This is a genomic window from Pantoea phosphatilytica, assembly GCF_051025615.1.
Classification (GTDB): domain Bacteria; phylum Pseudomonadota; class Gammaproteobacteria; order Enterobacterales; family Enterobacteriaceae; genus Pantoea.
Genome location: NZ_JBPFDF010000001.1, coordinates 834,376 through 851,348, shown reverse-complemented (window position 1 = coordinate 851,348; position 16,973 = coordinate 834,376). Strand labels below are relative to the sequence as shown.

At 49.5% G+C, this 16,973-nt stretch carries 19 protein-coding genes and 6 pseudogenes; 8 read left to right on the top strand and 17 right to left on the bottom strand.

Annotated features, from left to right (window positions below):
- The first annotated feature begins 117 nt into the window (after positions 1 to 117).
- The 4 genes from lolB (at position 118) to ACR6AS_RS04295 (ending at position 4,040) form a co-directional block, all read left to right on the top strand.
- Entirely contained in the window at positions 118 to 741 is a 624-nt protein-coding gene (gene lolB / locus ACR6AS_RS04310; protein WP_111140254.1) for a lipoprotein insertase outer membrane protein LolB, read from the top strand.
- A complete protein-coding gene (gene ispE, locus ACR6AS_RS04305; protein ID WP_111140255.1) occupies positions 738 to 1,595 on the top strand; it encodes a 4-(cytidine 5'-diphospho)-2-C-methyl-D-erythritol kinase in 858 nt (285 codons plus the stop codon). The genes lolB and ispE overlap by 4 nt, the downstream gene beginning before the upstream one ends.
- Positions 1,596 to 1,731: 136 nt before the next feature.
- Complete coding sequence (gene prs / locus ACR6AS_RS04300) at positions 1,732 to 2,679, top strand: ribose-phosphate diphosphokinase (RefSeq protein WP_111140256.1); 948 nt, start codon at positions 1,732 to 1,734, stop codon at positions 2,677 to 2,679.
- A 209-nt stretch (positions 2,680 to 2,888) separates the two neighbouring features.
- The gene (locus ACR6AS_RS04295; RefSeq protein ID WP_418797352.1) at positions 2,889 to 4,040 is read left to right on the top strand and encodes a GGDEF domain-containing protein; all 1,152 of its coding nucleotides are present in this window, start codon (positions 2,889 to 2,891) and stop codon (positions 4,038 to 4,040) included.
- Here ACR6AS_RS04295 and ychH read toward each other — a convergent pair.
- A complete protein-coding gene (gene ychH / locus ACR6AS_RS04290) occupies positions 4,037 to 4,312 on the bottom strand; it encodes a stress-induced protein YchH (protein ID WP_111140258.1) in 276 nt (91 codons plus the stop codon). The two genes, ACR6AS_RS04295 and ychH, sit on opposite strands and share 4 nt — an antisense overlap.
- Positions 4,313 to 4,567: 255 nt before the next feature.
- On the opposite strand from ychH, the gene pth reads away from it, so the two are divergent.
- Positions 4,568 to 5,155 (top strand): aminoacyl-tRNA hydrolase, encoded by a 588-nt coding sequence (pth, locus tag ACR6AS_RS04285; RefSeq protein WP_111140259.1) that lies wholly within the window; start codon positions 4,568 to 4,570, stop codon positions 5,153 to 5,155.
- 107 nt (positions 5,156 to 5,262) lie between these two features.
- Positions 5,263 to 6,354: a redox-regulated ATPase YchF gene (gene ychF, locus ACR6AS_RS04280; RefSeq protein WP_111140260.1), complete on the top strand. Its 1,092-nt coding sequence runs from the start codon at positions 5,263 to 5,265 to the stop codon at positions 6,352 to 6,354.
- A 472-nt stretch (positions 6,355 to 6,826) separates the two neighbouring features.
- Here the strand turns inward: ychF and ACR6AS_RS04275 are convergent, their stop codons facing one another.
- Together ACR6AS_RS04275 and ACR6AS_RS04270 are read right to left on the bottom strand one after the other, a co-directional pair.
- Positions 6,827 to 7,228: a hypothetical protein gene (locus ACR6AS_RS04275; protein ID WP_434161247.1), complete on the bottom strand. Its 402-nt coding sequence runs from the start codon at positions 7,226 to 7,228 to the stop codon at positions 6,827 to 6,829.
- 1 nt (position 7,229) lies between these two features.
- Positions 7,230 to 7,337 (bottom strand): hypothetical protein, encoded by a 108-nt coding sequence (locus tag ACR6AS_RS04270; protein ID WP_434161245.1) that lies wholly within the window; start codon positions 7,335 to 7,337, stop codon positions 7,230 to 7,232.
- Between ACR6AS_RS04270 and ACR6AS_RS04265 the strand changes: the two genes are divergently transcribed.
- Positions 7,303 to 7,488, top strand: coding sequence for a hypothetical protein (locus tag ACR6AS_RS04265; RefSeq protein ID WP_434162024.1), 186 nt, complete (start codon positions 7,303 to 7,305; stop codon positions 7,486 to 7,488). The two genes, ACR6AS_RS04270 and ACR6AS_RS04265, sit on opposite strands and share 35 nt — an antisense overlap.
- Here ACR6AS_RS04265 and ACR6AS_RS04260 read toward each other — a convergent pair.
- The 11 genes and pseudogenes from ACR6AS_RS04260 to ACR6AS_RS04210 form a co-directional block, all read right to left on the bottom strand.
- A pseudogene (locus tag ACR6AS_RS04260) lies at positions 7,466 to 7,630 on the bottom strand (scabin-related ADP-ribosyltransferase); the annotation flags it as partial. The gene ACR6AS_RS04265 and the pseudogene ACR6AS_RS04260 overlap by 23 nt on opposite strands.
- Positions 7,630 to 7,770: pseudogene (locus ACR6AS_RS04255) on the bottom strand (RHS repeat-associated core domain-containing protein); the annotation flags it as partial. The pseudogenes ACR6AS_RS04255 and ACR6AS_RS04260, both read right to left, overlap by 1 nt.
- A gap of 77 nt (positions 7,771 to 7,847) precedes the next feature.
- Positions 7,848 to 8,411: pseudogene (locus ACR6AS_RS04250) on the bottom strand (type IV secretion protein Rhs); the annotation flags it as partial.
- A gap of 263 nt (positions 8,412 to 8,674) precedes the next feature.
- A complete protein-coding gene (locus ACR6AS_RS04245) occupies positions 8,675 to 8,959 on the bottom strand; it encodes a hypothetical protein (protein ID WP_434161242.1) in 285 nt (94 codons plus the stop codon).
- Between the two features lie 186 nt (positions 8,960 to 9,145).
- Positions 9,146 to 9,598: an SMI1/KNR4 family protein gene (locus tag ACR6AS_RS04240; RefSeq protein ID WP_434161239.1), complete on the bottom strand. Its 453-nt coding sequence runs from the start codon at positions 9,596 to 9,598 to the stop codon at positions 9,146 to 9,148.
- 4 nt (positions 9,599 to 9,602) lie between these two features.
- Positions 9,603 to 11,284: pseudogene (locus ACR6AS_RS04235) on the bottom strand (RHS repeat-associated core domain-containing protein); the annotation flags it as partial.
- 52 nt (positions 11,285 to 11,336) lie between these two features.
- The gene (locus ACR6AS_RS04230) at positions 11,337 to 11,576 is read right to left on the bottom strand and encodes a hypothetical protein (RefSeq protein ID WP_111142208.1); all 240 of its coding nucleotides are present in this window, start codon (positions 11,574 to 11,576) and stop codon (positions 11,337 to 11,339) included.
- A gap of 4 nt (positions 11,577 to 11,580) precedes the next feature.
- Positions 11,581 to 12,987 (bottom strand): annotated as a pseudogene (locus ACR6AS_RS04225) (RHS repeat domain-containing protein); the annotation flags it as partial.
- Positions 12,988 to 13,135: 148 nt separating this feature from the next.
- Positions 13,136 to 13,363, bottom strand: a complete 228-nt coding sequence (locus ACR6AS_RS04220) for a hypothetical protein (protein WP_233499020.1) — start codon at positions 13,361 to 13,363, stop codon at positions 13,136 to 13,138.
- Between the two features lie 171 nt (positions 13,364 to 13,534).
- Positions 13,535 to 13,828 carry a hypothetical protein gene (locus ACR6AS_RS04215; RefSeq protein WP_434161237.1) on the bottom strand — a complete coding sequence of 98 codons (294 nt, stop codon included), beginning with the start codon at positions 13,826 to 13,828 and terminating at the stop codon, positions 13,535 to 13,537.
- A pseudogene (locus ACR6AS_RS04210) lies at positions 13,825 to 15,016 on the bottom strand (RHS repeat domain-containing protein); the annotation flags it as partial. The pseudogene ACR6AS_RS04210 and the gene ACR6AS_RS04215, both read right to left, overlap by 4 nt.
- Before the next feature lie 91 nt (positions 15,017 to 15,107).
- Here ACR6AS_RS04210 and ACR6AS_RS04205 point away from each other — a divergent pair.
- Entirely contained in the window at positions 15,108 to 15,278 is a 171-nt protein-coding gene (locus tag ACR6AS_RS04205) for a hypothetical protein (RefSeq protein WP_434161235.1), read from the top strand.
- A 27-nt stretch (positions 15,279 to 15,305) separates the two neighbouring features.
- Here the strand turns inward: ACR6AS_RS04205 and ACR6AS_RS04200 are convergent, their stop codons facing one another.
- From ACR6AS_RS04200 to ACR6AS_RS04190, 3 genes are all read right to left on the bottom strand, one after another.
- Positions 15,306 to 15,533 carry a hypothetical protein gene (locus tag ACR6AS_RS04200; protein ID WP_434161232.1) on the bottom strand — a complete coding sequence of 76 codons (228 nt, stop codon included), beginning with the start codon at positions 15,531 to 15,533 and terminating at the stop codon, positions 15,306 to 15,308.
- 4 nt (positions 15,534 to 15,537) lie between these two features.
- Entirely contained in the window at positions 15,538 to 16,017 is a 480-nt protein-coding gene (locus tag ACR6AS_RS04195) for a hypothetical protein (RefSeq protein WP_434161230.1), read from the bottom strand.
- Between the two features lie 235 nt (positions 16,018 to 16,252).
- Positions 16,253 to 16,972 carry a hypothetical protein gene (locus ACR6AS_RS04190; protein WP_434161227.1) on the bottom strand — a complete coding sequence of 240 codons (720 nt, stop codon included), beginning with the start codon at positions 16,970 to 16,972 and terminating at the stop codon, positions 16,253 to 16,255.
- Position 16,973 lies beyond the last annotated feature (1 nt).

The following is a 16,973-nucleotide window of genomic DNA, read 5'->3' as shown; positions in this document are numbered from 1 at the left end:
TAATAAGATTAACCTGATCAACCGCAATTTGCTGCATAACAGCATTGACGGTTAAAACCGGGACGGTTAGCGTTATCCGTTACGAATAATCAATGTGTCCGAGGAGATGACCACTTGATGCTTACTTCACCACGCAATCTGTTGCGCCTTTTGCCCCTTGCCAGCGTTCTGCTGGCGGCCTGTAGCGTCAACAAACCGCAAGGTCCCGGCCCCAGCGTCACCGCGCCACAGTGGCAACAGCATCAGCAGGCGGTCTCAAAGGTCACGCATTATCAGACGCGCGGCGCCTTTGCCTACCTCTCCGACAGGCAGAAGGTCTACGCCCGCTTCAACTGGCAGCAGACCGCGCCCGATCGTTATCGCCTTCTGCTGACTAACCCGCTCGGCAGCACCGAACTGCAGCTGGATGCGCAGGGTTCGGTGGTGCAGATCGTCGACAACAAGGGCAAACGCTACGTCAGTAACGATGCGCAGAAGATGATCTCCCAGCTCACCGGCATGAATATTCCGCTGGCGAACCTGCGCCAGTGGATGATGGGCCTGCCGGGTGACGCCACCGACTACCAGCTTAACGAAAACTATCAGCTGCGCAGCCTGAACTACAGCCGCGACGGTCAGAGCTGGCAGGTTTCCATCGCCGGTTACGACAGCAAGGTCACCCCGCCGCTGCCCTCCAGCCTGGAGCTGAAAGAGGGTGACCAGCGTATCAAACTGCGTATGGACGGCTGGACCGTTCAATGATTACCCACTGGCCCGCTCCGGCAAAACTGAATCTTTTTCTCTATATCACCGGCCGTCGTCCCGACGGCTATCACAACCTGCAGACGCTGTTTCAGTTCCTCGATTATGGCGACCGGTTGCAGATCACCGTTGATGACAGCGATGCCATTACGCTGTTAACGCCGCTGCCGGGCGTCGCGGATGCCGACAACCTGATTGTGCGTGCCGCGCAGCGGCTGAAACAGGCGGCGCAGGCGAAAAACAGCCTGCCTGCACGCGCGGGCGCGCAGGTTGCCATCGAAAAGCAGCTGCCCATGGGTGGCGGCCTGGGCGGCGGCTCTTCGGATGCAGCCACCGTACTGGTCGCGCTGAATCATCTGTGGCAGACCGGTTTTACCCCGGATGAGCTGGCGGCGATCGGCGTGACGCTGGGCGCAGATGTGCCCGTGTTCGTACAGGGCTTCGCGGCCTTTGCGCAGGGCGTGGGCGAAGAGCTGCAGCCCGCCGCGCCGGAAGAGAAATGGTATCTGGTCGCCCACCCCGGCGTTCACATCAGCACGCCGCAGGTGTTTAACGATCCTGAACTGACACGGGATACACCATCGCGCAGTTTATCGGCGCTTTTAGCCTTACCCTTCACCAATGATTGTGAAGCAGTGGTAAGAAAACGTTTTCGTGAGGTTGATGAGCTTGTTTCCTGGCTGCTAGAATACGCGCCGTCACGCCTGACTGGCACAGGCGCTTGTGTGTTTGCTGAATTTGACACCGAGTCTGCTGCCCGCCAGGTGCTGGAGCTTGCCCCGCAGGGGGTGCGCGGATTTGTAGCCCGGGGCGTAAACGTTTCGCCGCTACAGCGCACTCTGCAGGGCGATTAGCGAATGCGTGACAGTGTCACCACGTTCCGGACACTGCACCTTTCGCATCAACACACCCGTGTGAACGCTCATGATTGTATGCGCCGGTTACAATCATGCCGTTCATTCTCTGGACGCAAAGCCTGAGGTTCTTCTCGTGCCTGATATGAAGCTATTTGCTGGTAACGCCACCCCGGAACTAGCACAACGTATTGCCAACCGCCTTTACACCAGTCTGGGAGACGCCGCTGTCGGTCGTTTCAGTGATGGTGAAGTGAGCGTACAGATTAACGAAAATGTACGCGGTGGTGATATTTTCATCATCCAGTCCACCTGTGCTCCCACCAACGATAATCTGATGGAACTGGTTGTGATGGTCGACGCGCTGCGTCGTGCTTCTGCTGGTCGTATTACCGCAGTCATCCCCTACTTTGGTTATGCCCGTCAGGATCGCCGCGTGCGTTCCGCGCGTGTACCTATCACCGCCAAGGTAGTGGCAGACTTCCTTTCCAGCGTCGGAGTTGACCGTGTTCTTACGGTTGACCTGCACGCCGAGCAGATCCAGGGCTTCTTCGACGTCCCGGTTGATAACGTATTTGGCAGCCCTATCCTGCTGGAAGATATGATGCAGATCGGTCTGGAAAACCCGATTGTTGTTTCTCCCGATATTGGTGGCGTAGTACGTGCCCGTGCTATCGCTAAACTGCTGAACGACACCGATATGGCCATCATCGATAAACGTCGCCCTCGCGCGAACGTTTCTCAGGTGATGCATATCATTGGTGACGTTGCTGGCCGCGACTGCGTGCTGGTCGACGACATGATCGACACCGGCGGCACGCTGTGCAAAGCGGCTGAAGCGCTGAAAGAGCGTGGTGCTAAACGCGTATTTGCCTACGCCACGCACCCGATCTTCTCCGGCAACGCCGTTGAAAACCTGCGTAAGTCGGTACTCGACCAGGTGATCGTCTGCGATACCATCCCGCTTTCTGAAGAGATCCGGTCCCTGCCGAACGTCCGCACGCTGACCCTGTCTGGTATGCTGGCCGAAGCAATTCGCCGCATCAGCAACGAAGAGTCTATCTCGGCCATGTTCGAGCATTAATCTTCGTTAAACCGGGCCCCGTGCCCGGTTTTTTTTGCCCGCTCCCGGATTAACGCGCTCCCTTTTCGGATATTCGCGCGATAAATTTCCTTAAAACCGCCGCTTTTTGACGCCTCTCACTCTTTTCATAAAACCCGGTGTTCCCCGCTTCTGCCCTGTAGCATTAAATGGTAATTTGCAGCGCCATTTCTCATCAGAAACCCATCACCATGCGCCTCGATATTTATACTTTGTTTGTCTGCGAGCTCTATGTACTGGGGTTTCTGAGCATTATCATGGTGTTCGCATGGCTGGGTTCGCAGCGCGATCGCGTGCTGGGGTTTACCAGCCTGTCGCTGATCTTCACCCTGCTCTCCGTGTTTCTGAGCAGCCTGCGCAGCAGTGGTCTGCATTTCCTGCCGGTGGCTGTCGGCAACGTTCTGGTGATGCTCGCCTACGGCACATTGCTGAATGCGTTCCGGCACTTCTGCGGTAAACCAGCCGGTCATCACTGGCTGCTGGGTGCCCTGCTCTGGGCGCTTCTCTGCTGTTTCCCGGCGTTCTACGACAGTCTGCCCAGACGGGTGGTGGTACTCTGCATCGCCTGCATCCTTTATACCGCGGCACTGATTCAGCTGATGTGGCAGGCCCGCGAGACCCTGAGAGTCACCTTCTGGCCCGCACAGTTACTGCTGTGGATCCATCTGCTGTTTCATCTGGCGCGTCTGTTTCTGGATAGCGCGATCCCCAGCTCAAAGCCGGGGGCGATTGGCGGTTCAGACTTTTCGGTTTATGTCATCCTGGAGTCCATTCTGTTTGTCATTGGTCTGGCATTTACCATTCTGGCCATGGTCAATGAGCGGATGCAGATAGCGCTGAAACAGACTTCACTGCATGATCCACTTACCAGTGTGTGGAACCGCCGCGCTCTGTTTAATGAAGCGGAGAAGATTGTGATGCGATGCCGGCGACAGAACCGCCCCTACAGCGCCATCCTGTTCGATCTGGATCATTTTAAAAGCATCAATGACCAGTATGGCCATCAGCAGGGGGATAAAGTCTTGATTCATTTCTGCGAGGTTGTCAGAACGCTGTTACCGGCTGAAGGACGCTTTGCCCGTATGGGCGGTGAGGAGTTTGCGGCGATACTGCCGGCGGCGGCAAGAGAAACTGAAATCTGGTGTGAAGCGATTCGCCTGGCGGTCTGTGCATCACGGCCCGACGCTGTCGCCTATTCGGTCAGCATCGGCTTTGCAACGGTTACGCATCCGCAGCAGGGATTTGATGATTTACTGGCACTGGCGGACGCGGCGCTCTATTACGCTAAGGCCAGCGGCCGGAACCGCACCGCGCAGCATCCGCTACCAGTTACTGGTAATTAATGGTGGGAGTTGGGTGACCGACGGCAGCGTTTATCGTAATGACGCAGCCAGTAGTAGCGATCTTCCACTTTTTCACGACCACTGACGCGTGCCCCCACCAGCCACAGCAGTGCGCCAATAAAGATGCTCAGGATGGCACCCTGCGCCAGGATCTGCGGCATGTTCAGGGCAGGCAGCTGGTTCGCAATGGAGACGCCCACGCCCAGAACCATCGTGACTAATCCCAGTACCATCAAACTGTTACCCGCCATACGGCAGTGTTGATGTTTCATGCTGAACCTCCATCCATACAGGTTAAGAACCGCACACAATGTTAAGTGTCATAAGTTTAGGCAATGGCTGACCTGAACGTTGCGTACTGGATCACACATCAGCCATAAAGGATTGCGTGGCCCTGAAGGCAGCCTGTTGATTCAGATAGAAAATGATTAATCACTGCAGTGAACCATTTCACTGCTTCGGCTTTGTCATCTCGGCTGTGGCGCAGTAAACTAACGCCCTTTCGCAATAACAGCAGGATAATCATTGTGAGCAGCATTAAACTGATTGTAGGCCTCGCCAATCCGGGCGCTGAATATGCCGCCACGCGTCACAACGCGGGTGCCTGGTATCTGGATTTACTGGCTGAACGTCACAATCAGTCACTGAAAGAGGAAAGCAAATTCTATGGCTACACCGCCCGCCTGGCGATAGCCGGAGAAGATGTGCGCCTGCTGGTGCCGACCACCTTTATGAACCTGAGCGGCAAGGCGGTCGCGGCCATGGCGACCTTTTATCGTATTGCCCCGGAGGAGATTCTGGTGGCGCACGACGAACTCGATCTCCCCCCTGGTGTGGCAAAGTTCAAGCAGGGCGGCGGCCACGGCGGTCATAACGGCCTGAAAGACATCATCAGCAAACTGGGCAACAACAACAATTTTCACCGCCTGCGCATCGGCATCGGCCATCCTGGCGACCGCAACAAGGTGACCGGATTTGTGCTGGGCAAGCCGCCAGCCAGCGAGCAGAAGCTGATCGATGATGCCATAGATGAAGCGGCGCGCTGCACCGAACTGTGGCTGAAAGAGGATCGCATCAAGGCGATGAACCGGCTGCACGCCTTCAAACCGGCTTAAACGCCCGAATCATCGCGTTTCCGTGTATAATGCGCGAAATTTTCCATTCGTCTCCGACAGTTCGCCCTCTGGCGCACTGTCCATCCAGTCATAAAGGGTATTAAACCATGGGATTCAAATGCGGTATCGTGGGCCTGCCGAACGTCGGTAAATCCACTCTGTTTAACGCGCTGACCAAAGCGGGTATCGAAGCGGCTAACTTCCCCTTCTGCACCATTGAGCCAAACACGGGCGTAGTGCCAATGCCTGACCTGCGTCTCGATCAGCTCGCTGAGATCGTGAAGCCGCAGCGCGTGGTACCAACTACCATGGAATTTGTCGATATCGCCGGTCTGGTGAAAGGCGCGTCGAAAGGCGAAGGCCTGGGCAACCAGTTCCTGACGAACATCCGCGAAACCGAAGCGATTGGCCATGTCGTTCGCTGCTTTGAGAACGACAACATTATCCACGTCGCAGGTAAAGTGAACCCGGCGGAAGATATTGACGTGATCAATACCGAACTGGCGCTCTCCGATCTCGACACCTGTGAACGTGCGATTCAGCGCGTGCAGAAGAAAGCCAAAGGTGGCGATAAAGATGCGAAGGCCGAACTGGCTGCGCTGGAGAAGTGCCTGCCGCACCTCTCTGAAGCGGGCATGCTGCGTTCGCTGGACCTGGATGCGGATGAGAAAGCCGCCATCCGCTACCTGAGCTTCCTGACCCTGAAGCCGACCATGTACATTGCCAACGTCAATGAAGATGGTTTCGAGAACAACCCCTATCTGGATCAGGTTCGCGCTATCGCCGAAGCAGAAGGTTCGGTTGTGGTGCCGGTGTGCGCTGCGGTTGAGTCGGACATCGCTGAGCTGGAAGATGAAGATCGGGACGAGTTTATGGCTGAGCTGGGACTGGAAGAGCCAGGCCTGAACCGCGTGATCCGCGCCGGTTACGCCCTGCTGAACCTGCAGACCTACTTCACCGCAGGCGTGAAAGAAGTTCGTGCATGGACCATCCCGGTCGGCGCGACGGCACCACAGGCTGCCGGTAAAATCCATACCGACTTCGAGAAGGGCTTTATCCGCGCCCAGACCATCGCGTTTGAAGACTTTATCGCCTTTAAAGGCGAACAGGGCGCGAAAGAAGCCGGCAAGATGCGTTCAGAAGGGAAAGAGTACATTGTCAAAGATGGCGATGTGATGAACTTCCTGTTTAACGTCTGAGTTAAACTTGCTGGATTCATAAGGTTTCATTGAATCTTGTCAGGTCAGCGAAAATCGTTTAAATCCACGCAATTGCGTGGATTTTTTTACTTTCAGATTCGAAAGAAAAATTGATGATATGGAGGAAGTGGCGAAACGGCTGTTCCGCTATGACAGAACATGGAAAGATAGGCGTTATTTAATACGACGCTGCCGGACAACGCAGGCGAGGCGCTGTGTCCGGCAGTTAAAAGCAAACATAATGAAATCCTGACCATTGACTGATGTATTTCGCGACCCTGTAGCAGGAGTTAAGATGCTAAAAAGCACGTTACTGCTATCAGCGGTTATAGCATTGCTGAAGCCCCGATAACCGCCATGCCTGCTATAATAATTACGCCATAGGAAAGTACGGTCGAGGCGATTTCGGCTCCCATTGATGTTGCGCTCACTGCTTCAGTAAGCGTTCCCATTTACAATGGAGTAATAAATTTCAATTACTCAAGGATGAAAACCATTTCGCTTCATATTCATCTTGCTCTGCTGGATCTGAAGATAAACCTTTATCCTCATAATCAAAGATATTAACCAAATTCTCTTTGCGAGCTGGAACGCCTAAAGTTGTTTCATAAGCGCTCAACCCTTTAGACATTTGCCTTGTCATTCTGGAGGGAATGACATTTAGCTTAGCACCCTTGCAATAATAAACTATACCTTTTTCTAACTCTCTTATTTTTTTTAAGCATTCAAAAAAATCATCGCCTTCAGCACTCAGCTGCCGCTCATCCTGAATAAAAACTTTCATAATGCACTTAGCATCATTAATCAGATGAACTTCTACTTCATTGACAACGCCACTGATCATACAAAGTAAATTTATCTTTTTTAAATTCAACTTATCCTCCTAAAAAATTTATAAAAGTAAACCCTACAAAGCTGCCATCTTCGTTAACCGGAGTGACTCCGAGAATGTCTTTATTAGAAATAGCGCCAGGAACAGCCATTTCCACCTCATCAGGAAATGGAGTATTTTTACCGAGTGTTTTATTAACATCAATAGCATTTTTTGTTGTCGGATTGCATAAACGAACCCTTTTTGCTCATCTCTTGCAGCAAAATTTTGTGCCACCTCAATATCAGATGATGTACTTATAAAATTGCTTGGTGGTGATCTGTTATCTCTTGCATGCAAAAGAAGATCAGAGCTATCGCCAAGAGGCTTGAATCCTTCACGAAAAATAACATTGGGCGGCCTTTTATCACCCCGATATAGAAAGCCTGTTTCACACTTACTCAACCCCACGGATCCACCCAGCCCAGCGCATTCGGCGCATACTGGTAAAGGTTGATCCCGCCCGCCAGCCCTGGCGGGTCCTGCTGGGTAAACCGTCCGCTGTCCGGGTCAAAATAACGAAACAGATTGTAGTGCAGTCCGGTTGATTCGGCACCTGCGGTGCCTCACCCCCCTGGGGCCATCGCTGAAGCGATGTTCAAATTTGCTGAAGCAAATTAGTCCCGCTCCAGGTACTGGCCCTGCATACGCAGGTTCTGCTGAATGACAGGCATCCGCTGGCTGGACTCGCGCAGCAATTTGCACCACGGGCTGTTAATTCCTTCCCAGGCTTTTTGCCCTTCACTGTCTGTCAGCAGCTCCGGCATCCCGTTGGCGGCATTATGGAACCAGTAAATCTCCGGGCTTTCCACACCATCAATACGCGCCAGCGGCTCATAGCTCTGACTGTCGCTCTAACGTAAGTCAGCGGAGTGCCATCGTGGATTTTCTGCAACAGACGGTAGCCTTCCCAGACAAAGCGCGTCGTTGCGGCGTTCCCGGACGATCTTCCCTATAACAGTTGCTGGCTGGCTTTACTGACGCGACGTCCCAGCGGATCGTAGCGGAAACTCACCTTAGTGCGTGGCTTGTTACGGTCACGCGGCTCACTGAACATATCCGTCAGCTGATGCTCACCATCGTAGCGATATCGCCAGCGGGTCTGGCCGTCATCTTTCTCAGTGGTTCAGCCATGAATATCGTACTGACAGCGGATACCGTTCAGTCCGGTGACGCGGTTGTGTATGCCGCAGGTTAACCTCGCCGGGAAGTAGCTGGCTAAGGCGGAGTTAGAAATGGGAACGGGCGTCTGACTGAAGGTGCTGGACGGCTGTTTGATGTTGATCCGTGATAGCCGTGAAGAGGATCGGCTTCGTCATGAGCAGACAACGCTTGCACAGCAGCAGGAGATGGATCAGACCCGCCAGTAGGCGCTGGCGTTGCTAGCCCAGGTCAGCGGCTAAAATAAAAAGCCAGAAGGATCATTGGGATCGCTTCCGGCTTTTTTAACTATACTTCTCTTTCTAAATAGCTATCGACTGCTTTTTCCATTCTATCCAAAACATCTGTAATTGGATGAAGGTAGTCGTTATACATTTCTGCATAACGACGGGCAAAGCCTCTTAACGGATTATTCTTTATTTCATTATTAATAACTTTCGCTTTCAAACGCTCAAGATCATTAATAAAAGTTCGCAAATGTTCTTTTCGCTCAATTTTCATAACCACTTCAATATTATCAATTATTTTATCTGTTTCAGATAAAAGTGATTTTTTATCCAGGGCTAATATCATTCATAAAACAGAATTTGTGACTAAAGGCACTACCTTACTAAACCGCATCAGTGCCCCATGGCACTGACAATATAGCTTATAATAATTAATCACATACAAATCTAAAAATTACTTTTACCCTTAAAGCAGATTGGCAGATAAAAAATTGCCGGGAAGAGTGCATAAAACTTTCCCGGCTTTGATTGATCAGACTTCAATCTCATAAAGGTTGTTAATAAAATCATAAAAACTTAATGCTATTAAATGCATATTTTCCATTCCCGGAACATCTCCGTCATCAACTTCATTTTCGTGGTCCCAAAAATAAACTTCAGCTTTTTCACCATTAACACCGATTAGAATAAGATTGCCTCCCGGATCTATAGCAATTGGGACGTAGTTTTTAGGAATGCGATTTTTATACTTATTAAAAAAAGTCATGAGGTTTGCATTTTTCGAATCGCTAATTTCCAAAAATTGATCAACACTTGACCCATCATCACCACTAGCAAAGTCAAATCCATCCGGTTGAGGGTATCCACCATTGTGTTTTTTTAAAAAATCCCTATAGCTATCAGGCAGTTTAATGTTTAGCTGCTTTTCCACATTAACTAACTCTTGTTCACTTACCATATCTTTTGAGTCAAGTATTTTTGTCATAAAATCACTTTCCCGTAGCTATGCCGCCAGTATGTTTTACAGCTGCATGTATATCAGTCGGTATTAATTGCATATAACCAGAATCTTGATGATGGTGCCAAGTATAATCATCTGGCCTTGAATTGCCTCTGCTATAACCTGCAGCTTTATCCGCCCGAGCAAAGTCAATACCACGAGTTCTACCAAGTTCAATGCAAACATTTCTTATAGAATATCTGCTAAAGTCAGGAAATCCTGCATGATTAAAGGGGACACTATGTGGGTATTTATTTCTTATTTCAACAGGCAGACTTTCAATAGGATACATCTTTCCCGAAAATTTACTATTTATTGGCATCCGACCATTAACTGACTTAACCATTTTGGAAGCTAAACTACACTTGCTCAACCCCCACGGATCCACCCAGGCGCATACTGGTAAAGGTTGATCCCGCCCGCCAGCCCTGGCGGGTCCTGCTGGGTAAACCGTCCGCTGTCCGGGTCATAATAACGAAACAGATTGTAGTGCAGTCCGGTTGATTCGGCACCTGCGGTGCCTCACCCCCCTGGGGCCATCGCTGAAGCGATGTTCAAATTTGCTGAAGCAAATTAGCCCCGCTCCAGGTACTGGCCCTGCATACGCAGGTTCTGCTGAACGACAGGCATCCGCTGGCTGGACTCACGCAGCAGTTTGCCCCACGGGCTGTTAATCCCTTCCCAGACTTTTTGTCCTTCACTGTCTGTCAGCCGCTCCGGCATTCCGTTGGCGGCATTATGGAACCAGTAAAGCTCCGGGCTTTCCACACCATCAATACGGGCCAGCGGCTCATAGCTCTGGCTGTCGCTGTAGACGTAGGTCAGCGGAATGTCGTCATGGATTTCCTGCAGCAGCCGGTAACCTTCCCACACGAAGCGCGTCGTGACGGCGCTGCCAGCCGCTCTTCCCTGCAGCTGCTGCTGGCTGGTTTTACTGATGCGACGTCCCAGCGGATCGTAGCGGAAACTCACCTTAGTCCGCGGCTTGTTACGGTCACGCGGCTCACTGATGACCTCCGTCAGGCGATGCTCGCCATCGTAACGGTAGCGCAAGCGGGTCTGGCCATCATCTTTCTCAGTCGTACGACCATGAATATCGTACTGCCAGCGGATACCGTTCAGTCCGGTAACGCGGTTATGCATAACATGTGCGTCAGTATTACGCTCAAGCGGGTTGCCTGCGCCATCCCAGCGCCACTGTTCATTGCCCGGCTGCGCACCGTCCTGTGACAACAGCCGGCCGGCGTTATCATAATTCCACAATGTCTGGCTGAACGGATTATCGTCGCGCTCTTCACGGATCAGGTTGTTGCCATAATCGAAGTCGCGCCGGCGGGACCAGACGCGCGGTGCAGGACGCTGCGCGTCACCCCTGAACACGTCACGGCGGCGCAGTCTGCCTAACCGGTCATATTCACTGCGCATGGTCAGGCCGCCCTGCGTGCGGCTCAGTTCCCGGTGCAGCGTGTCACAGGTAAACTCCGTGACCGGCAGGTTGTCCAGCGCGATGCTCAGTAAATGGCCGCAACCGTAACAAAGCTGCTTCAGGTTGCGACCATCGGGCAGCGTCAGGGCAGTACAGTTACAGTTACCCAGCGCGTCATACGCCCACGCCAGTTCGCCCTGCTGGCTCCACTCAGTGTCAGACAGCGGCCAATGCTGCAGCCCTTTACTTAGGTCCTGTCGCCCTCATCAGTGTAGGCAGTGATGAGAAAATAAGATTTCATTTCTTTAAAAAACTGATCAATTGCAATACCTTTTGATATTCTTCTTCATCAAACTCACCATGAGCCAGATACCCACAAAAATTCCTGTACAAAATATCTAAATCAATATTTGAGCAACTTTCATCTTTTAAAAAATCCAATGCTGACTTGTACAATTCCTTTCCTTGTGACTTGTTCCTCCCTTCTACTAAGGCGATAAGTTCAATTAACGTTTCAATGGCTTTTTGTATATTCATATTATTAGAAACTCACTCTATCTGTTCTAATTATTGTGGATTTTGCTAATTCCTTGATGCTTATCAGTCCTTGATAGCCTCCGCCTTCCAGAACTTCCAATCTATTAGTACTTATTTGCGGAGCAGCAGTACCCTCAGTGATCCATGTTCCTTTTTGAGGTTTGAAGGTTGTAACCCGATCTATCCTAACGCCCCATTCTTTTAGGATGGCCAGATCTTTCCTTAATTCTGCCTCCGAAGTATATTTCTTTTTAGTAACGTAATTGAAATCCCTTCCTAATCTATTGGTTTTACCATGATATTTATAAAAGATTTCATCGCCACTAAGCTGTCTATTAGTGATTATACCATCTGTGAAATTTGCTTTATGATGGTCGGGAATTCTTTGACCTTTTTTCTCAAGCGAACATCTACTCAACCCCCACGGATCCACCCACCCCAGCGCATTCGGCGCATACTGGTAAAGGTTGATCCCGCCCGCCAGCCCTATGGGGTCCTGCTGGGTAAACCGTCCGCTGTCCGGGTCATAATAACGAAACAGATTGTAGTGCAGTCCGGTTGATTCGGCACCTGCGGTGCCTCACCCCCCTGGGGCCATCGCTGAAGCGATGTTCAAATTTGCTGAAGCAAATTAGCCCCGCTCCAGGTACTGGCCCTGCATACGCGGGTTCTGCTGAACGACAGGCATCCGCTGGCTGGACTCACGCAGCAGTTTGCCCCACGGGCTGTTAATCCCTTCCCAGGCTTTTTGTCCTTCACTGTCTGTCAGCCGCTCCGGCATTCCGTTGGCGGCATTATGGAACCAGTAAAGCTCCGGGCTTTCCACACCATCAATACGGGCCAGAGGTTCATAGCTCTGGCTGTCGCTGTAAACGTAGGTCAGCGGAGTGCCGTCGTGGATTTCCTGCAGCAGCCGGTAACCTTCCCAGACGAAGCGCGTCGTGACGGAATTGCCCGGGGTTCTTCCCTATAACAGCTGCTGGCTGGTTTTACTGATGCGGCGTCTAAGCGGATCGTAGCGGAAACCCACCTTAGTGCGCGGCTTGTTACGGCCCCGCGATTAGCTGATCATATCCGTCAGCCGATGCTCACCATCGTAGCGATATCGCCAGCGGGTGTGCCCGTCATCTTTCTCAGTGGTGCGGCCATGAATATCGTACTGCCAGCGGATACCGTTCAGTCCGCTGACGCGGTTATGCATAACGTGGGCGACAGTATGGCGATCCAGCGGGTTGCCTGCGCCATCCCAGCGCCACTGTTCATTACCCGGCTGCGCATCGTCCTGAGACAACAGCCGGCCAGCGTTATCGTAGTTTCATAATGTCTGGCTGAACGGATTATCGTCACGCTCTTCACGGATCTGGTTGTTGCCGTAATCGAAGTCGCGCCGGCGGGACCAGACGCGCGGTGCATATAGGATAAGAGACGGACTCTTAGCATACGAACTTAGATCTTAAACAACGAAAGGGGAGAATAATACCGGCCTACCAACTTCACTCTGGTAAAAAATTAAAGCCAACAGATTCCTCGTGAGAATCTTCAGGCTTTAACATTCTTATTTAACATCCCAGCATGTGTTTCAATCTCGCCAAAAATGCTTTACATGCAGATTCTTCATCGGCGTAGCATCTTTCGTCAGTACGCTGACCTCTTTCACTATAGAATATCTTCCAAAGCAACCCTTCAAAGATTAAGCATAAAGATTCATGAGATATATCATCAATTGAATAGCTATCCTCTGGAACATCCATAGATGATAACATATTGATTAATAAATTTTTATCCAAAATTCTTTCCTGTTTTAACTTCTTTAAAATGTACGCAATGAATTAGAGACCACACTGACTCTGGTAAAAAACATTGTGTACCTAAGCCAGTCTCACCAAAACAAGGCGCCATGATGGGCAGCTGAAGTAAAAAGCCGGAAGTATCATTCATACCACTTCCGGCTTTTTTAACTATATTTCCTTATAAGCTTGTTCTGCATCGATAATTATACTTCCCAACTCAAGATCAAAAGGCCATTGATCAACTACAATCCTTGATATACCTATAACTCTTTGGTTTTTTGGAGGAAGATTATCCGATTTAATTATAGTTAATATAATAGAAAAAGTTTCCTTAAATTTGGAAAGTTGAGATACGGAACTTACAGATAACACTTTTATATCTTTAGTGACAATAGCTTTCTCCAGCTCATCAATAGCTTTTTGTATCTTTGCAACTGCCTTGTTTACTTTTGTCATTTTCATAAATCTAATAAGTTATTGAGATCAGTTATGTATTTTTGTATCTGCCCACCGGGCAAACCAACTCCCTGAGATGATGCCCTTCCTTCAAGAATGACAGAACCCGGCTTAACTTTAAACTGAGACACATTAGTCATCTGGTTCCATTCTGTTTTCACTGCAAGGCTTTCTCGGGTAGCAGGGAATGTCTCAAAAATATATCTACCTCTCGCCTTAGCATCGACACCATCATAATATCTTAACCCGTATTCTGAGTCAGTCGCTTTACGAACTCTGATTGAATCTATTTCGAATGACTCCAACGTTTGCTTTCTAAATTTTCTCGGAGTGCCGACTTTTTTTAAATAAGCCGACGCATCCTTTACACCTTTATATGGATCTGACTTGCTGCGGCCCGTACATTTACTCAACCCCCACGGATCCACCCACCCCAGCGCATTCGGCGCATACTGGTAAAGGTTGATCCCGCCCGCCAGCCCTATCGGGTCCTGCTGGGTAAACCGTCCGCTGTCCGGGTCATAATAACGAAACAGATTGTAGTGCAGTCCGGTTAATTCGGCACCTGCGGTGCCTCACCCCTGGGGCCATCGCTGAAGCGATGTTCAAATTTGCTGAAGCAAAATAGTCCCGATCCAGGTACTGGCCCTGCATACGCAGGTTCTGCTGAACGACAGGCATCCGCTGGCTGGACTCACGCAGCAGTTTGCCCCACGGGCTGTTGATCCCTTCCCAGACTTTTTGTCCTTCACTGTCTGTCAGCCGCTCCGGCATTCCGTTGGCCGCATTATGGAACCAGTAAATCTCCGGGCTTTCCACACCATCAATACGGGCCAGCGGCTCATAGCTCTGGTTGTCGCTGTAGACGTAGGTCAGCGGAATGTCGTCATGGATTTCCTGCAGCAGCCGGTAACCTTCCCACACAAAGCGCGTCGTGACGGCGTTCCCCGACGGCCTGCCCTGTAGCAGCTGCTGGCTGGTTTTACTGATGCGACGTCCCAGCGGATCGTAGCGGAAACTCACCTTAGTCCGCGGCTTGTTACGGTCACGCGGCTCACTGATGACCTCTATCAGGCGATGCTCACCATCGTAGCGATATCGCCAGCGGGTCTGGCCGTCATCTTTCTCAGTGGTTCAGCCATGAATATCGTACTGCCAGCGGATACCGTTCAGTCCGGTGACGCGGTTGTGTATGCCGCAGGTTAACCTCGCCGGGAAGTAGCTGGCTAAGTCGGAGTTAGAAATGGGAACGGGCGTCTGACTGAAGGTGCTGGACGGCTGTTTGATGTTGATCCGCGATAGCCGTGAAGAGGATCGGCTTCGTCATGAGCAGACAACGCTTGCACAGCAGCAGGAGATGGAGCAGACCAGCCAGCAAGTACTAGCGATGCTGGCCTGGTCAGCGGCTAAAAATAAAGACGGAAGGACCCTGGATATAGCTTCCAGTTCATTATGATTTTGAAGATAATTTAATATATCAAAATCATGGACCATAAAAATACATTAATGTGTCAAGATCATCCCAATCTTTTTCGGTTAGCATATATTTCTCCATGTTATCGTATTTATGCCTTATCCCTTTCATAGGAATAGAGTGCTCATCTTTCCTAGCCAAATCAATCAAATAATCAATGTCTGACTGTTTTTTCAATGTTCTTTTTAATAGTTCAAACAACATTTTCTCAGCATCTTTTTTTTCGAGGATATACATTTTCTTAATCCGGTAATATTTTAATTGAGTCGAAATTAATAATCTGTCCATTTGCATGCAACTGTACGGCACCGCCGCTTCCGTACTCAGGATAAGCCGAGGCAAACGGTTCTAGTTTTGTAGGGTGAGTATTACCATCCCATTTAGGAACGAAAGCTGTGGGTTTACCATTTTTATACAATTGCAAAGTATCGAAAGTTCCGCGCATCCGTGCATCACTCCAGGCTGGGGCAATCTGAAATCCATCCCTGGCAGCACTGCCAGAAGAATATTTATCAAATCCGAAATATGTAACAGGCGCAGCCTTATTTTCTAAGGTCGAGCGACAAAAGATTTCCCCGTGCCAGCCAGCGTCTTTTTTCCGTAGGAAATTTTGCTGGTCCAGATAAAATACACCGTCACAAACAGGAAAAATAAAAATGTTAACATTTTCATGCTGTTTTCTTTCCTTTCGAAAATCAATGAGAAACCAGCAATTTTTCATAGCTATCCAAAGGTCGTTCAGCGCCCCCGACACCTGATATTAATTATGCACACATGATACAATCCAGCGCATTTATTCATTTTCTTAAGCAAAGTAATTACCTCCACAAAACTCAAAACATCAAATTTTCAATAATAGATGCGGGGGTGGGGAAAATTATGACCACCCGATAAAACCATAACATCAATAAATAGTATTATAAGCTTTATTTATTTACTTTAAAAAATGAAAATCATCATTCCCATTTACCAGTTTGCGCCACAATAGTTTTTCCTCCCTGCACTACTTTCAACATAAGCGGATTAAAACTTACAATGTAATCGACACCGCTATTATTAAAAATCATTCCATCGGCTTTTTTTGATCCAATAGACTGTGTGGTCTTACCTTCAAGAGTAATTTGTTTTCCATCTTTATTCCTGAGACCCAGGTACTTAACTTTATCGCATGCAGTATAAAAACCCCCACAGCCATTCAACAAAGTAACAGTGAAATCAGATGTTGAAAAGACTTTCATATCTGACTTTAAATTTTCCTGACTCACTTCTTTATTGAGTGTGTAGGTTTTAGGGGCATAAAACTCCCCATTACGAGGATCTTCGATCAACTTCCACAACACATTATTACTTTTAATTTCTAAATTTGCCTTGCCTTTTACTCCGCCAAAAGCTGAGTCGAAATAAATTAAAGCATTTCTTCCATTCACCGTACCTTTGACGTTTTCATTTTTATTATCCTCAGAGCAATCAATTCTATTGCTACTTCGGGTAACATAACAATAAGTTCCGGTTACCTTATTGTCATGTTGCTTTAATTTTAACGTCAAAGTCGAGTATAACGACCCGTTATTATTTTTTTCCTGACCGCTCCAGTTACCAGTAAAATTATCAGAAGCAAAAGAAGACAATGAAGAGACTGATAATAAAACCGCCATACTGCATCTAATTTTAGTCATT

What these genes read in the sequence shown, in the direction of transcription:
- ACR6AS_RS04230 (WP_111142208.1), bottom strand. Translation starts at nt 11,576, where the DNA reads ATGAATATACAAAAAGCCATTGAAACGTTAATTGAACTTATCGCCTTA.
- ACR6AS_RS04200 (WP_434161232.1), bottom strand. Translation starts at nt 15,533, where the DNA reads ATGTATATCCTCGAAAAAAAAGATGCTGAGAAAATGTTGTTTGAACTA.
- ychF (WP_111140260.1), top strand. Translation starts at nt 5,263, where the DNA reads ATGGGATTCAAATGCGGTATCGTGGGCCTGCCGAACGTCGGTAAATCC.
- ACR6AS_RS04190 (WP_434161227.1), bottom strand. Translation starts at nt 16,972, where the DNA reads ATGACTAAAATTAGATGCAGTATGGCGGTTTTATTATCAGTCTCTTCA.
- ACR6AS_RS04195 (WP_434161230.1), bottom strand. Translation starts at nt 16,017, where the DNA reads ATGAAAAATTGCTGGTTTCTCATTGATTTTCGAAAGGAAAGAAAACAG.
- ACR6AS_RS04215 (WP_434161237.1), bottom strand. Translation starts at nt 13,828, where the DNA reads ATGAAAATGACAAAAGTAAACAAGGCAGTTGCAAAGATACAAAAAGCT.
- ACR6AS_RS04265 (WP_434162024.1), top strand. Translation starts at nt 7,303, where the DNA reads ATGTCTTTATTAGAAATAGCGCCAGGAACAGCCATTTCCACCTCATCA.
- ACR6AS_RS04240 (WP_434161239.1), bottom strand. Translation starts at nt 9,598, where the DNA reads ATGACAAAAATACTTGACTCAAAAGATATGGTAAGTGAACAAGAGTTA.
- ispE (WP_111140255.1), top strand. Translation starts at nt 738, where the DNA reads ATGATTACCCACTGGCCCGCTCCGGCAAAACTGAATCTTTTTCTCTAT.
- ACR6AS_RS04270 (WP_434161245.1), bottom strand. Translation starts at nt 7,337, where the DNA reads ATGGCTGTTCCTGGCGCTATTTCTAATAAAGACATTCTCGGAGTCACT.
- lolB (WP_111140254.1), top strand. Translation starts at nt 118, where the DNA reads ATGCTTACTTCACCACGCAATCTGTTGCGCCTTTTGCCCCTTGCCAGC.
- ychH (WP_111140258.1), bottom strand. Translation starts at nt 4,312, where the DNA reads ATGAAACATCAACACTGCCGTATGGCGGGTAACAGTTTGATGGTACTG.
- ACR6AS_RS04245 (WP_434161242.1), bottom strand. Translation starts at nt 8,959, where the DNA reads ATGATATTAGCCCTGGATAAAAAATCACTTTTATCTGAAACAGATAAA.
- ACR6AS_RS04295 (WP_418797352.1), top strand. Translation starts at nt 2,889, where the DNA reads ATGCGCCTCGATATTTATACTTTGTTTGTCTGCGAGCTCTATGTACTG.
- ACR6AS_RS04205 (WP_434161235.1), top strand. Translation starts at nt 15,108, where the DNA reads ATGTTGATCCGCGATAGCCGTGAAGAGGATCGGCTTCGTCATGAGCAG.